Here is a 14,112-nt window from a genome sequence, read left to right on the forward strand (position 1 = left end):
TTTGAATTGGCCTGATATTGGACGCTGGCCCGTTCAGGCTGAGCAACGATCTTATCGCCATTTGCGCAGAAGAACCAACCCGGCAAGAGCCAGTGCAACACTTGCAAGCACCCAGGACTGATTCGCAAGCAGCGCCGCGGAGACGATAAGTGCGGCCGCCACAGGACCTTTGACAGGCTGGCTCGCGCGGCGAATGGCTGCAAGCCGTTCAAAACTGGCCGGATCGATCTGGACAGGCACGTACCCGGACTTGGCGATCACGGCGGCGTTATCGAGAAGGTCGGGCATGACCGCCGCCAAGGCGAGGAGTTTTCGGCGAACTTTTTTTAGATTGGGCTGATTTCGGCCGAGAGAGAATCTTTCCGCGAACAGCTCCAACATGATGGGGCGTGTTTCCTCCCCAATATTATAACCAGGCGCAAAGGAACGCGCAAACCCCTCCGCCGTGAGCAATGTTCGAAGAAGGATCGCCAGATCAGGCGGAAGTGCGAGCTGATAGTCTCGCAGGAGATCGAACACGCGGCTGAAAATATGCGAGAACTCAATCCCCGAAAGGACGGTTCCTCTGAATTCACCTATCAGCTGGTCCAAATTCTGGGTGAGCCCATCACGGTCAACTTTTGGATTTCCGGCCCATTCGAGCAACACGTTCGCGACGTCGGCTGTGTCCTCGTCGGCTATAGCCATGACAAGTCGCACCAGCTCCTCGCGTCTCGCCTTCGTGAGAGTGCCGACCGATCCAAAGTCGATAAAGCCCACATCCTGTTCCCCGATAAGGAAAACATTGCCCGGATGCGGATCGCCATGGAATTCGCCATTCAGAATGATCATGCGCAGGACTGCATTCGCATATTGTCTCGCGAACGCCGCCACGCGTGGGTCGGTCGAGCCGGCCTCGAGCGCAGACGCGGGCGTTCCATACAGCCGCTCCTGGACGTTGACCCGTATCCCCGTCAGTTCCCAATGAATTGTTGGAGTCTTGATCCCAAGCGTGTCAAGATAGCCACCGATACGCTCGCATGCACGAGCTTCGGCTGCCAGATCCATTTCCCAGGCAAGATTTCTGCCAAAGGTTCGCAGGAACTCTACGGGGCGATAGCGGGCGATTTCAGGGGATCGATCCTCGGCAACGGCGGCGAGGCGCGACAGCAGCCGCACATCGGCCTCCATTCGCGCAGCAGTGCCCGGACGCCGCACCTTTATGATAACGCCGGCGCCGTCGAGCAGCGAAGCAGAGTAGGTCTGCGCTACCGAAGCCGAAGCCAGTGGTTGTTCATCGAATTGGGTGAATTCCCCTCGCCAGTCAGCTCCCCAGCTTGCGGCAAGGATGGGCTCGATTTCTTCGAATGGCACCGGAGAAACCTGATCGTGGAGCGTCGCGAAGGCAGCAATCCAGGACCTGGAAAACAGATCGCTGCGCGTCGCCAGCAGCTGTCCAAGCTTTATTCCGACCGGACCAATGTCGCGCAGGAGTGCGACGACCGCCGCCGGCCGCAATTCACCTGGATCGATTGAATTGGCAGGATGCGGAATGACGCCGAGCGCGCCCGCCAGGCTTTTGGCGCCGTGCCGGACAAGAATCTGTCCTATCTCGGCGGCGCGTGCGATGTCTCCTATCGGTTTATCTCGGAACCCAGGCATATGTCCTATTCCGCATCGGTCCGGCTCTGATCGAGATTCGACGCAATCCGCACAAGAATGTCCAGCAACGTCCGTTTTTCGTCGCGCGTGGCGTTCCGCCATAAGACCCTATGCAGCCCGTCCGCGGATTCTCTCAGTTGGGGCAACAACCTGTCGAGCTCCTGGGTCAGGATGAGCTGCCATGCCCGGCCGTCCGTTTTGGCTCGTCGCCTTTCCATCAATCCTTTCTCACAAAGGCCAGCGACGGCTTGACCGATCGTGGCGGATTCCAACTCTAGTCGCTTGGCAATTCCGGCCTGCGTCAACGATGGTTCGCGGAGAAGTTGTCCGATGATGCGCCACTGCGTCTGATTGAGGCCGCTCTTGGCAATCCGTGCGTCATAAGCGCGCCTCGCCCCCCGACTAATCTCGTCCATCAAATATAGCATACGGTCGTCGTCGGTGAGGGCGCCTTCGCGAAGCCGTGGCGGCATTGTGTCGAGATTTGCGTTCATACCGCTGCCTAGTCCGTTTCGTGGGAATGCCAAAACGCAAATTACTAAACGATTTTACTAACTGGATGGAACGGTCTACGCCACGCCATGAAGCGACTTAGCACATGTCCAAAATCCTTCGAAAGAGGCAGATGACCGACGAACCAAATGAGCGGGAACAGGATCGCGCGCCCGCATCCAGCCTGAAATCGCAACCCAAATTTCGCCTCATCCTCATCATAGCCATCACTGCTGCGCTGATTGCAGGTGGTTGGTGGTATTACAGGCATGTCACCTATGGGCAGTACATGCAGTCGACCGACAACGCCTATGTCGCGGCCGACAGCGTTGTGGTTTCATCAAAAGTGGCCGGATACGTGGACGCGGTGCTCGTCTCTGAGAACGGGTGGGTCAGTCCCGGCGAGGCGCTCGTGCAACTGGATGTGCGAGATTATAGAGCCCAGGCGCAACAGGCGCGTGCGCAGATTGCGGCGACGCTGGCCGGCGCCGACACAATCCGCTCGCAAGTAACCGAACAGGACTCAGCGATTCGACAGGCGCGGGCCCAACTCGCCGCCAAGCGCGCGGCGCTCGACCTCGCCAATGAGCAGGTAGCGAGGTATCGCCCCCTCGCCGCGACCGGTGCGGAGCCGCGAGAAAAGCTTCAACAATATGAGACACAGGCGCAGCAAGCGCACGCCGACTTTGTTGCTGCCCAGGCAGCAGTCTCTGCCGCCAACGGTCGGAGGGCCACCTTGTTCAAACAGATCGACCAGACCGAAGCCCAAGCTGACGCGGCCCGCGCGCAGCTGGAAGCGGCCGACCTAGATGTCACATCGACCCTGCTGCGAGCCAGCAAGGGAGGTCGCGTTGGCGATCTAACAGTAAGGGTCGGCCAATTCGTTCAGCCCGGCCAGCGATTGATGACGGTGGTTCCGGTAAACGAAATCTACGTCATCGCTAATTTCAAGGAGACGCAGGTCGGCCTTTTGCGGGCGGGGCAACCGGTCAAGCTCGAGGTCGACGCACTTCCCGACTTTGAGATTGCCGGACGCGTTGAGAGCATCTCCCCCGGAACCGGAGCAGAATTTTCAATCCTGCCGCCCGAAAACGCCACAGGGAATTTCACCAAGATTGTTCAGCGGATAACGGTTCGTATCGCGATAATAGCCTCGCCCAAAGTGCGTCGTCTGCTCGTCCCGGGCATGTCGGTTGTGGCAGTTGTCGACACGCGAAATGCTGCCGGAGAGCTGAAAGAGATCTCGAGTACCGACAAATGACCGCCGAGTTGGCATCGAACAGCGCCTCTGGTACTCCGACTGCAGACAGGCGGAATGCCGATATCACCGCGTGGATAGCGGTCGCAGCGGGCGCACTTGGCGCCATGCTCGCAACACTCGATATCTCTATCGTCAATTCCGCGCTTCCGGTGATCCAGGGCGAAATCGGAGCCAGCGGCACCGAGGGAACCTGGATTGCCACCGCATTTCTCGTAGCCGAAATCGTGGTAATTCCGCTTAGCGCCTGGCTTGAACGCCTTTTTGGACTGCGAAATCTGCTCATCATTGCGGTTTCCGCGTTCACCGGCTTTTCAATTCTTTGCGGTATGGCGACCGACCTCACGACCATGATCATCGGTCGCACGGGTCAGGGTTTCATGGGTGGTGCGCTGATACCGACTGCGATGACCATCGTGGCGAAAAGATTGCCGCCCCATCAACAGCCGATCGGCATGGCGCTGTTCGGCATGACAGTGATTCTGGGTCCGGTCATGGGGCCGCTGATCGGTGGCTGGCTGACCGAAAATTTGAGCTGGCACTATGCCTTCTTTGTCAATGTTCCAATCTGCGCTGTGCTGCTGCTGCTGCTATTCGTCGGGCTTCCTCACGAAGAGCCGAAGTGGGAGTATCTGACCGATGCTGATTGGGCGGGCATTGCCGGCCTGATTCTGGGGTTGGGCGCTTTGACTGTGTTGCTTGAGGAGGGGCATCGCGAGGAATGGTTTGAATCCGCTCTTATTCGCTGGCTGGCCCTCATTGCCGTCATCGGTTTCGCTTCACTGATCTACGGGCAGCTGAATGCGTCCAAGCCCGTCCTGAAACTCCGCCTCCTTCTCAATCGCCAATTCGGAAGCGTTGCGGTGATGGCTCTCGCCTTGGGAATGGTGATGTATGGTTCGACCTACGTCATTCCCCAATTTCTTGCGATCATATCGGATTATAACGCTTTTCAAACCGGGCTCGTTATATTTTGGATGGGTATTCCGGCCTTTGTGCTTATGCCGATCCTGCCCTTAATGATCCGTAGGCTCCACATCCGCATTGCCGTCGGAGTCGCAATGCTTCTGATGGCGGCCAGCTGTTTCGTCAGCATAAGCCTCACCGCGGAATCCGGGGGCGCCGTATTCATCGAAAGCCAGCTTATTCGGGGTGTTGGCATGATTCTGTCCATGATGTTCCTGAACCAGGCTACCGTAGCCTCAGTGGCAAATACAGATGCTGGCGATGCCTCCGGTATTTTTAACGCCGCTCGAAATCTCGGAGGATCTTTCGCTTTGGCCGGACTGGCTTCGTTTCAGGACCAGCGGATCTGGCACCATAGCCGGCGCATGGAAGAAACGCTGAATGCCAACAGTGTTTCGCTCCAGATTTATCTTGATGAACTCGCGAAAAGCTTCGGCGGGATGGAGGGTGCCATGTCGATGCTAGGCCGGACCATCCAGCGGGACGCGTTCGTAATGACCTACAATGATGTGTTCTTGGCGATGGGCGTCCTAACCTTGATGACCGTTCCTTTGGTCATCTTTTTGAAGCCGCTTCCCAGGAATGTTTCCCTTTCGATGCACTGAGCCTGATATGATAAAAAAATCTGTAATATCGCTTCTCGCCTCGTTTCTGCTGGCCGGTTGTGTCGCGGGCCCAGACTACGCCGGGCCTCCAGAAGTATTCTCGGCGAACCGAAATGACGGCTTTGTCCGTGCCGGCGGTAACGTCAGCGATGCCGAGCCCGAGCTGGCAGATTGGTGGCTCCTTTTGAACGATCCGGAATTGAACAGGCTTATCGAGGCCGCGTTATCGGACAATCCTTCGCTTCAGGCTGCGCAAGCGCGGATCGCGCAGGCGCGGGCATCCGTGAGACAGGAGAAGGCCGGAAGATTTCCGACGCTTGGAACCCAGGCGACGGCTATTCAGGGCCGCTTGCCGGGCCTTGATATTCAGAACAGTGCCCCGCCTTCGGCGAGCGCGCCTGTTAGTCCGCAGGGACAGGCGGATGATAGCCTCAGTGTCTACAATCTCGGGCTCAACGCTAACTGGGAGCTGGATTTCGCAGGAGGAACGCAGCGACGGATCGAGGCCGGCAACGCTCAGGCAGCGGCAGCGGTTGCCAATGTGGAGGATGCCAAGGTCCAGCTGACCGCCGAAGTCGCCAATGCCTATGTCAACCTGCGCGAGGCCCAGTTTCGAGCCAAAGCGTACCGAACCGAGTGCGAGTTGCAGCATCAAATCCTCTCGCTAACCTATCAACGGTATCAGCAAGGCGTTTTGCCCCTGTTCCCTCTCGGCAATGCAAATGCCGAGCTCGAGTTGCTCAAGTCTCAGCTCGCCGAGGCCGAAGCTGACACGGCGGTATTGCTCGATGCGCTTGCCATTTTAGCTGGGCAGATCCCAGGGACAACGGACGAAGCGCTGAAACAGATCTTCGATGTTCCCCTCCCGCCGGAACAGGTCGCGGTGGGCGACCCCTCAAACCTTGTCGCACGTCGGCCCGACATCCGCGCGGCCGAACGCAGCCTGGCGGCAGCAACGGCTCGGATCGGTGTTGCGGAGGCCGCACGATTTCCGAAGCTGTCATTCATGGGAATCTTGGGACTTGGCGGAACGTCGCCAGACGATCTCTTTGATGTGAGCAACCCGTCAATTCTCGCTATTCCGCAGCTGCAGTGGAACTTCCTCGATTTCGGAAGGGTCGATGCCTCGGTCGATCAGGCGAGCGCCGCCCGTGCCGAGGCGGTTGCCAACTATCGACAGACAGTGCTTTCTGCACTTCAGGACGCCGAGCGCGCGTTGTCGCGCTTTGGCCAGCAGCGCTCTGCCCTGGTGGCGTTCGCGCAGATCAAGTCCCAGGCAGATGGCGCAGCCGATCTTGATCGACAACGATTTGCCGGCGGAGTGATCTCGCGCGCTGACCTAAATCGCACGCTTCGCAAACAGGAGCAGGCGGCAACCGACCTCGTCCGGGGAAAGGCGGCGCTCACGCTGTCATGGATCGCCCTGCAAAAATCACTCGGCCTGGGATGGCAAATGCAAGCAAAGATTTAATGTCACCTACGAGTGTTGTTAATATAAACTCCAAGGTGCGATATCGGTTCAGAAAGAATCTCATAGGGATTTCACCTGACAATTTTATCTAACCTTAGCAAGAGTATCCTGTGCTTATTCAAACGATCTGTCGGCCGATTTGTGCGCAGCATACTCCTTGCAAGCGACCTGATATAACGCTACGCTGACGTCTACATAATGTCATTGAGGCAAGGCGCGATGTGTGGATCGGCATGGTTAAATGTGTGGGGTCAGTGGTCCCGCTTGCTGGCATGATCCGCTCGACGACGGGCTATGGGAGAGGAAGTTGCCACGGGCGATCCGCTCTCCCGACACCGGTTGGAGACTTGCTGCGATGAATGCGCGCACAGCACCGAACATCTTCGTTCGCGAAGGAGATGGCATTTCAACGTTGGTCGTTGAAGGTGACTGGACAGCGATTTCGATCGCAGGCCTTTCCGGGCATGTTCTGAGTCCCTCGAACCTCTCCTTCTCAAGCGACTTCGGAAACCTGGGAAGGATAGACAGCGCAGGCGCGCTCGCCATCCTGACTCTCGCACCCAATGCGGCATTTACCGCAGACCTGCCCGCCAATCTTGCTGATCTGTTCGCGCTGGTGGGCTCGGCCATGGCCGACCGCGATGTCCCGTCTATCAAAACTCCCCCATTTCACGTGCGTCTTGGCCAAAAAGTTTATCGAGCTGTCCAGGAAATCGGCGCAAGCGCTCGATTTCTCGGGCAACTTGAGGTGGCGCTCATGAAATCTCTTGCACATCCCAAAAGGATGCGACTGATCGCACTGGCGTCGTCAATTCAGAAGGCCGGCTTCGATGCGCTGCCACTCATAGCGATCATGACATTCTTTATCGGCGCAGTAGTGGCTCTCATAGGAAGCGATCTGCTCAAGACATTGGGTGCATCGGAACTGGTCGTCGAACTGGTTGGCATATCCGTCCTCCGCGAGTTCGGCGTCCTCATTCCCGCGATACTACTTGCCGGTCGGTCCGCTTCCACTTTCGCGGCCCAGATCGGCGCAATGCGAATGAATCAAGAGACGCAGGCAATGAAGGTGATGGGCATCGACCTGTTCGACGCGCTGGTTGTGCCACGCGTATTGGCATTGCTTGTAATTATGCCCCTCCTGGCGATTGTTGCCATGCTGGCTGGGTTGGCCGGCGGGCTTGTCGTCAGCTGGGGCATACTCGACGTGAGCCCGACATATTTCGCCGAACGACTCTCGGCTGCGGTCGATATCCGACACTTCTGGGTTGGAATGGCAAAAGTACCGGTGCTGGCCATTGTGATTGCGCTTGCCGGATGTCGCCACGGCCTTTCGGTACGCGGAGATGTTGAGGATCTGGGCGGGCGGGTGACCGTCGCCGTTGTCCAAGCGCTATTCGCAATCATCCTTCTGGATGCCGCCTTTGCAATTCTCTTCAACGTGCTCGAAATATGATTTGCGATCCGGACGTCGTTATTCGGGTGGAGAATCTTAAAACCCGATTTGGCGATCACATTATCCACCAGGATTTGAACCTAGAAGTCCATCGTGGCGAGATTCTTGGTGTCGTCGGAGGGTCCGGTAGTGGAAAATCCGTCCTGATGAACACCATTTTGGGCCTGATTGCGCCTAGCCATGGGACAATCGAAATCTTTCAGAAAAAAATTGGGAGTCGCTTTGATCGTACGGAAATTAATCACCGAATTGGCGTCATGTTTCAAAATGGCGCGCTTTTTTCTTCTCTTAGTGTGCAAGAAAATGTCGAGGCTCCTCTCATCGAACATACCCGTCTTAGAGAGCCGTGGCTCGAGGCCGTGGCTCTGATGAAAATCGGCCTTGTCGGACTCGATGCCGAGGTGGGCCGGCAAATGCCCGCTGAACTTTCAGGCGGAATGCGAAAACGTGTAAGCGTAGCGAGGGCCTTGGCGCTCGATCCAGAATTGCTGTTCCTTGACGAACCCACTTCGGGCCTCGACCCGATCGCAGCCGCGGAATTTGACCAGCTGATACGGACGCTGAGCGACACGCTGGGGCTTACTGTCGTGATGGTGACCCATGATCTCGACAGCCTGTATTCCATCAGCGACCGCGTGGCCGTGGTTGCGGATCAGAAAATTGTCGAGGTTTCGCCAATCGCGGAACTTGAGAGGTCTGACCATCCTTGGATCAGGGCGTTTTTGGGAGGGCGGGCGGAGCGCGCCAAGGAAAGGAACCGCTAATGGAACGCGACGCGAACTACGGTCTGATTGGGGGCCTGACGCTGGCTCTGCTAGCGGCGGCTTTCGGCTTCATCCTCTGGCTCGGTCAATCCCAATTCGCGCGTGATTTCGACGAGTATCGGATCATTTTCGATGGTCCTGTCCGCGGGCTGAGCGAGGGAGGCGAGGTGCAGTTCAACGGAATTCCGGTGGGAGAAATCACGCGTATTAGTCTTGATCCCAGAAATCCAAACAGGGTGCTTGCAGGAGTGCGCCTGCGCGAGGATACGCCTGTGCGCGTCGATTCTACCGCCGCGACGGAGTCGCAAGGCATAACCGGCGGAAGCTACATCCAGATCAGTGCGGGGACGCCCTCTAAGCCGTTGTTGAAGGAGGTTTCCAAGGAAGCGCTCCCAGTGATTAAGGCGGAAAAAAGTTCGCTACAATCCCTGATGGATGGAGGTGGCGCATTGTTGGCGGATGCTTCGCAGGCCCTGGAAAGGGTCAACCGGACCTTGTCCGACGAGAATATCGAAAATGTTTCGGCTGCTATTGCGAATGTAACAGCTACCACGGCGGAATTGCGATCTAGTCGCGGAATGTTCAGCAAGGCTGAACAAGCGTTTGCACGCCTGGACCGGGCGGCGGCCGATATCGAGGCCGCGGCCGCATCGGCGCGCACGGCGATCGATGGCGACGGTCGCAAGACGTTTGCCGATGTCTCGGCAGCCGCTCGAGATCTTCGAGAGGGGATCGCCGAGGCGAGGGTGGTCATTCACAGGCTTGATGACGCCGCGAGTGGATTGGCGGCGCCCGACGGCTCCGGGATTGCTGCAACTTTGAAATCGCTCGATAGCGCGGCGCAGGAAATCGAGCAGCTCGCCGGCCAGCTACGACGGACCCCTCGTGAAAGGAAGCTCCCCCAATGAAAACGATCTCTGCAAGAATGTTTTTGCTGATGGGCGCGCTAATTTGCCTTTCTGGTTGCGGGAATATTCTGGGAACTGGCGGCAAATCGACGTTGTACCGGATCAGTAGCACGCCCGTACCGGAGCGTGAAATTGCACGACAGTGGATTCCGGTGTATATTACGCGACCGACGCTTCCGCCTGGGGCCGATGGAGACAGGATCCTCACGATCGAGAATCGCGAAGTCACGTATCTGGCCAAAGCACGGTGGATGAGGCCTGCGCCCGAGATGATCCGCGAGGCTATTGCCGGAAGCGTAGCGCGCAAAATCGATCACGCATATATCCCTGTCCAGAGCGTTGCTTCCGATCATTACGTCCTATCCGCACGGCTTTCTTCTTTTGCAGCCTATTACGACCAGGGGCCCGACGCGGCCCCGATCATTCGCATCGCCGCGCAAGTGGAACTAAGCCGATCCAAAGAATCGGAACCACTGGCAGTCACGCGCATCGTCCTTGATAGGTCAGCAAGTGCAAATAGCGTTTCGAGTATCGTCGAAGCCTTTGATCGCGCGAGCCTTGAAATGGCCGACGAAATCGCGAGTTGGACGGCTGCGGCGATCAACTAGCGTGAAGCCAATGGAAACTTAGTCGGGACAACGGCCCAGCCCAAGATGAAGCGGGAATGTTATGGGTGGCTCCCCTTCAGGGAGGGGCGGCAGCCGTACACAAATAGATCGACAGCTTGCCTCATTCGGGCTGAAGAGGTTTCATTGTGACTGGTCACTCCCACTCCAAGAGCGGCCCGACGAAAAGGTGACAAAATGACGCTGGAGATAAACTGCTCCGCAGCAAAATTCGCGTCTGACACCCTGATTTCTCCCCTCTCCTCGGCTTTGCGCAAGACCTCTGCCACCAATCTCGTCGTGCGTCCTACGCCGAATTCGTAAAGGTTTCGCGCTAAAGCGGGAAAACGTGCAGCCTCAGCCATTACAACGCGTTCCAACGCGACGTGAATGTCGGTAAGCATCCAGGATAGCAGTTCATCGGACAGCTCTTCAAGCTCGAGCCGAACGTCGCCATGTTCGGGAACGTGCTGTTCAAGGAAGGAGAGCCGATCCTCGATTTCCATGAGTATTGCCGCTTCGAAAAGCAGCTTTTTGTCCCCGTAACGGGCGTACAACGTGCGCTTGGAGATGCCTGCTTTTGCAGCAATCCGTTCAGCCGTTGAACGACCGAATCCGTCGGCAAAGAAGACATCGCGGGCGACACGGAGAATTTTCCTCGAAAGTGCTTGCGAGGCTTGTCGAGTGGGCCTCCCTGTTCGTCCGGAAGCTGGTTCTTTGGTTTTTTGGGTCGACGCCATGCCTCATCTTGGCCATACCTTGACCGCGCTGCAAGCGTAGAGCGCTTTGCCTTGGACAGCCCGACCGAGATTGCCCGGGCTTATGCAAGACTCACGAGGCCCGCTGAAATTATCCCGCCTGAAAGGATCGCTGCCATTCGCACGGAATGGACGCAGTGTGATCTCATCTAGGCGAGTTGGTTACGATACGCTTCGCGTAAGGCCTTTTTGTCGATCTTTCCCGTTGCAGTGAGCGGTACTGTCGCGAACAGGATGTCGTCCGGCAGCCACCAACGAACAACCTTCGTCTCCAGATGCGCGCGAATTGCGTCGGCTGTGACGGCTTGACCTTCATGCGTTTCGATCACGAGAAGGGGGCGCTCTTCCCATTTTGGATGATATACGCCAACGACCGCCGGGACCCGGACGCCGGGGTACCCAACCGCCGCATTCTCGATATCAATCGAGCTGATCCATTCGCCCCCGGACTTGATCACATCTTTCTCGCGGTCGGTCAGCCGGAGAAAGCCGAAGCGATCGATCGTACCGATGTCCCCGGTGTCGTACCAGCCATCGCTCCCGGCGCCCTCAATATCGGGGAAATAGCGATCGACGACCCACGGTCCGCGGACCTGGAGCGCACCCGCCTGCTCACCGTCCCAGGGGAGCGGCGTGCCATCGCCGTCGATAATGCGCAGTTCGATGCCAAATTGCATGCGACCCTGCTTCGTCAGCGGGAGGTCGTTCGCGAAATCCTCGCCTTCGGCCATCAGGAGCGGGGAGGGCGTCGAAATCACGCCGAGCGGATTGGTTTCGGTCATGCCCCAGAGCTGCAGCACAGTGACACCATATTTGGCTCGGAATGTCTCGGCCATCGCCCGGGGGACGGCCGAGCCCCCAATCACGAGGCGCTTGAGATTGCCGACCCCCGTCCCCGTAGTGTCGAGATGAGCGAGGTACAAGGTCCAGATCGTCGGCACACCACCCGAAAAGGTGACGCCCTCTTCGTTGATCAGGTCGGCAAGACTGGCACCGTCCATCCTGTCACAAGGAAGCACTAGCTTGCAGCCGTTGATCGCTGCCGTGAAGGGAAGTCCCCATGCCGTTGCATGATACATGGACGAGCAGGGCATGATGACATCAAAAGCGCTGAACCCGAAGGCACTGCTTAGACCGGCCGCCATCCCGTGAAGAACGATTGAGCGGTGGCTGTATAGGACGCCCTTGGGGTCGCCCGTCGTCCCCGAAGTGTAGCAAAGAAATGCGGCTGCCTTTTCATCGAAGCTCATCCAGGTGAGGGCTCCGTCCTCGCTTGCCAGCAACGCTTCGTAGTTCAACGTGTCGGCAACATCTGGCGCGATCGTTCCGCGCTCCGCGAGAAGGACATAGCGCTCGATACCCGGAAGGAGAGGACGCAGCCGTGCGACGAGCTCGGCTAGATTGGGCTCGAAGAAGAGAATGCGGCTCCCTGCATGAGCGATAGTGAAGGCGATCTGCTTGTCGCTGAGACGCGGGTTGGCGGTGTGCAATACGGCGCCCATGCCCGGCGCCGCATAGAAGAGTTCGAGGTGGCGGTGGGAGTGTTCCAGGCGAGCGAGGAGACGCCGTCGCCCGTCGCAATCCCGAGGACGCCAAGGGCCTGCGCAGCCTGACGCGCACGCTGATCGCAGCGGTGCCAGTCATACCGCCAAACCGGCTCCACGACAGCCTTCGAGACGATCTCCCTCTTGCCGTGCGCGCGCGCTGCATATTCCAATATTCCGCTGATCAGCAGCGGCGCGTCCTGCATCAATCCCCGCAACATGCTGCATCCTTCTTCGCCCCACTGCGCCGTCGCGCGCACGGTTCCGCCTCTCGGTTCCGATCGCCGCGCTGGCTGTCAATGACCGTCATCATGCTGGCCCATGGGCAAACTCCACGGGCCGCGATTGCATTCAGCCAGCAATTCTCAATGATCATATTGCAGCGGCACGGCTTAGGTTCGATCGCCCCCGAGATGTTCTCGCCCGCGTTTCAAATTATTCACTCGCTGGTTTCAGCAACAGCGACAGGAACCGCCAATCGGACCAATCACCTTTTTTCCCCGCCGCTAAGGCGGCAATGTCGAGTTTCGCCTGCCTCACGATCGTAAGCCGAAGCGACGGAATGATATAGAGGCGTTGATCGCCCGCGCCGGCGGCGACGACCATATCCGCCGGTAGTTCGGCGGCATGACTGGTGATATCGGTGGACCGAGTAACAATATCGACAGCCGGCGTGCTACGGGGTAGCCACCAAGTGAGACCGTAGGCAGGATTGACCTGGCTACCCTGGAACATCTCGCCGAATGTCGCTTCGTCGACAAGTGGCCTGCCTTCGAGCTTTCCGCCCCCGCGGACGAACTCGCCGATCTTCGCCCACTCGGATGCGGCCAGCACTAGGCCCTGCGGCATGAGCGGTGCGCCATCGGGGCCGCTGCGCCAATCGCCGACCGTTACGCCTAGCGGCATTAGAATGCGACGCTCGATATAATGGCGAGGGTTGCCGTCCTCGCCTTTGGCGACGAGCTTTCGGCGCATGATTTCGCCGACGACTTGCATCGGAGCAGGGCCATACTGGAATTTCCCGCCCGGTGCCGCCGCGAGCGGTGCCTTGACCGAGTCCAAATACCCTTGGGGTCTCCCGACGGTTGAGGCCTGACCACCTGTCATCGACAGCAGTTGGCGAAGCGTGATCTGTTCCTTTTCGGCGTCGCCCTTCCACTCAGCGAGCGTCTCTGATGCCCGCTCGTCGAGCGTCAAAAGCCCGTCCTGTACGGCCGCCGCCGCCATCAGCCCGACAAGACTCTTGGTGCCCGACCAGAGTTCCTGCGGTGTCGCAATATCTGCAGAACGGCATCGAACCTCGCCATCCTCAAGGATCAGCAGCGCCACGCCAGAGTTTGCCTCGGAATAGGCGATCGCCGCGGCACAGCCGGGAAGAGGAGCGGGTTCGCCTGCCGTGGCCGGCTGTGCCGCAACGGCTGCTGCGAAAAAGAGGATGGTGCGCTTCAAGTTCCGACTCCCATTTTCTGGTGCTTGTCATTCTCGATATTATCGATAATAATTTCATTCGCAATCATCGATTGCTCGCGTGCACTGTCCGATTAGGATGGTGCCGGTAGCAGGGAAAGCCGAACGGAGAGAAATGGGCGCGACGAAGACCGAAGACGACAGTGCACCGACTCAAGACCGCGTCATTGCGCGTCT

General features: G+C 58.2%; 12 protein-coding genes. 7 read left to right on the forward strand and 5 right to left on the reverse strand.

Features of this window, described 5'->3' with window-relative positions; translation table 11 throughout:
• Window positions 1–51: 51 nt before the first annotated feature.
• Together ATE70_RS17530 and ATE70_RS17535 are read right to left on the reverse strand one after the other, a co-directional pair.
• Window positions 52–1,641 carry an ABC1 kinase family protein gene (locus ATE70_RS17530; protein ID WP_037557607.1) on the reverse strand — a complete coding sequence of 530 codons (1,590 nt, stop codon included), beginning with the start codon at window positions 1,639–1,641 and terminating at the stop codon, window positions 52–54.
• A gap of 5 nt (window positions 1,642–1,646) precedes the next feature.
• Window positions 1,647–2,135, reverse strand: coding sequence for a MarR family winged helix-turn-helix transcriptional regulator (locus tag ATE70_RS17535; RefSeq protein ID WP_052182484.1), 489 nt, complete (start codon window positions 2,133–2,135; stop codon window positions 1,647–1,649).
• A gap of 131 nt (window positions 2,136–2,266) precedes the next feature.
• Here ATE70_RS17535 and ATE70_RS17540 point away from each other — a divergent pair, with 131 nt between their 5' ends.
• From ATE70_RS17540 to ATE70_RS17570, 7 genes are all read left to right on the forward strand, one after another.
• Window positions 2,267–3,394: an HlyD family secretion protein gene (locus ATE70_RS17540; RefSeq protein ID WP_037557697.1), complete on the forward strand. Its 1,128-nt coding sequence runs from the start codon at window positions 2,267–2,269 to the stop codon at window positions 3,392–3,394.
• Complete coding sequence (locus tag ATE70_RS17545) at window positions 3,391–4,962, forward strand: MDR family MFS transporter (protein WP_137752007.1); 1,572 nt, start codon at window positions 3,391–3,393, stop codon at window positions 4,960–4,962. Before ATE70_RS17540 ends, ATE70_RS17545 begins: the two co-directional genes overlap by 4 nt.
• Window positions 4,963–4,969: 7 nt before the next feature.
• Entirely contained in the window at window positions 4,970–6,433 is a 1,464-nt protein-coding gene (locus tag ATE70_RS17550) for an efflux transporter outer membrane subunit (protein WP_037557608.1), read from the forward strand.
• Between the two features lie 355 nt (window positions 6,434–6,788).
• Window positions 6,789–7,889, forward strand: coding sequence for an MlaE family ABC transporter permease (locus ATE70_RS17555; protein ID WP_037557609.1), 1,101 nt, complete (start codon window positions 6,789–6,791; stop codon window positions 7,887–7,889).
• Complete coding sequence (locus ATE70_RS17560) at window positions 7,886–8,653, forward strand: ABC transporter ATP-binding protein (RefSeq protein WP_037557610.1); 768 nt, start codon at window positions 7,886–7,888, stop codon at window positions 8,651–8,653. The genes ATE70_RS17555 and ATE70_RS17560 overlap by 4 nt, the downstream gene beginning before the upstream one ends.
• Window positions 8,653–9,561 (forward strand): MlaD family protein, encoded by a 909-nt coding sequence (locus ATE70_RS17565; protein WP_037557611.1) that lies wholly within the window; start codon window positions 8,653–8,655, stop codon window positions 9,559–9,561. The genes ATE70_RS17560 and ATE70_RS17565 overlap by 1 nt, the downstream gene beginning before the upstream one ends.
• Window positions 9,558–10,169, forward strand: a complete 612-nt coding sequence (locus ATE70_RS17570; RefSeq protein ID WP_058801017.1) for an ABC-type transport auxiliary lipoprotein family protein — start codon at window positions 9,558–9,560, stop codon at window positions 10,167–10,169. Before ATE70_RS17565 ends, ATE70_RS17570 begins: the two co-directional genes overlap by 4 nt.
• Window positions 10,170–10,228: 59 nt before the next feature.
• Here ATE70_RS17570 and ATE70_RS17575 read toward each other — a convergent pair whose 3' ends face one another.
• The 3 genes from ATE70_RS17575 to ATE70_RS17585 all read right to left on the reverse strand — a co-directional run bounded on the left by ATE70_RS17575 (window position 10,229) and on the right by ATE70_RS17585 (window position 13,917).
• Window positions 10,229–10,906, reverse strand: a complete 678-nt coding sequence (locus ATE70_RS17575) for a TetR/AcrR family transcriptional regulator (RefSeq protein WP_037557613.1) — start codon at window positions 10,904–10,906, stop codon at window positions 10,229–10,231.
• 167 nt (window positions 10,907–11,073) lie between these two features.
• Window positions 11,074–12,426 carry an AMP-binding protein gene (locus ATE70_RS17580; protein ID WP_231732773.1) on the reverse strand — a complete coding sequence of 451 codons (1,353 nt, stop codon included), beginning with the start codon at window positions 12,424–12,426 and terminating at the stop codon, window positions 11,074–11,076.
• A 477-nt stretch (window positions 12,427–12,903) separates the two neighbouring features.
• Window positions 12,904–13,917: a serine hydrolase domain-containing protein gene (locus tag ATE70_RS17585; RefSeq protein ID WP_037557614.1), complete on the reverse strand. Its 1,014-nt coding sequence runs from the start codon at window positions 13,915–13,917 to the stop codon at window positions 12,904–12,906.
• Between the last annotated feature and the right edge of the window lie 195 nt (window positions 13,918–14,112).

Origin of the sequence: Sphingopyxis sp. H053 (genome assembly GCF_001468225.1) — a bacterium.
Taxonomy (GTDB): Bacteria; Pseudomonadota; Alphaproteobacteria; order Sphingomonadales; family Sphingomonadaceae; genus Sphingopyxis.

Bases quoted from the DNA above. Each gene is read 5' to 3' on its own strand.
- ATE70_RS17530 (WP_037557607.1), bottom strand. From the start codon at position 1,641: ATGCCTGGGTTCCGAGATAAACCGATAGGAGACATCGCACGCGCCGCC.
- ATE70_RS17535 (WP_052182484.1), bottom strand. From the start codon at position 2,135: ATGAACGCAAATCTCGACACAATGCCGCCACGGCTTCGCGAAGGCGCC.
- ATE70_RS17540 (WP_037557697.1), top strand. From the start codon at position 2,267: ATGACCGACGAACCAAATGAGCGGGAACAGGATCGCGCGCCCGCATCC.
- ATE70_RS17545 (WP_137752007.1), top strand. From the start codon at position 3,391: ATGACCGCCGAGTTGGCATCGAACAGCGCCTCTGGTACTCCGACTGCA.
- ATE70_RS17550 (WP_037557608.1), top strand. From the start codon at position 4,970: ATGATAAAAAAATCTGTAATATCGCTTCTCGCCTCGTTTCTGCTGGCC.
- ATE70_RS17555 (WP_037557609.1), top strand. From the start codon at position 6,789: ATGAATGCGCGCACAGCACCGAACATCTTCGTTCGCGAAGGAGATGGC.
- ATE70_RS17560 (WP_037557610.1), top strand. From the start codon at position 7,886: ATGATTTGCGATCCGGACGTCGTTATTCGGGTGGAGAATCTTAAAACC.
- ATE70_RS17565 (WP_037557611.1), top strand. From the start codon at position 8,653: ATGGAACGCGACGCGAACTACGGTCTGATTGGGGGCCTGACGCTGGCT.
- ATE70_RS17570 (WP_058801017.1), top strand. From the start codon at position 9,558: ATGAAAACGATCTCTGCAAGAATGTTTTTGCTGATGGGCGCGCTAATT.
- ATE70_RS17575 (WP_037557613.1), bottom strand. From the start codon at position 10,906: ATGGCGTCGACCCAAAAAACCAAAGAACCAGCTTCCGGACGAACAGGG.
- ATE70_RS17580 (WP_231732773.1), bottom strand. From the start codon at position 12,426: ATGGGCGCCGTATTGCACACCGCCAACCCGCGTCTCAGCGACAAGCAG.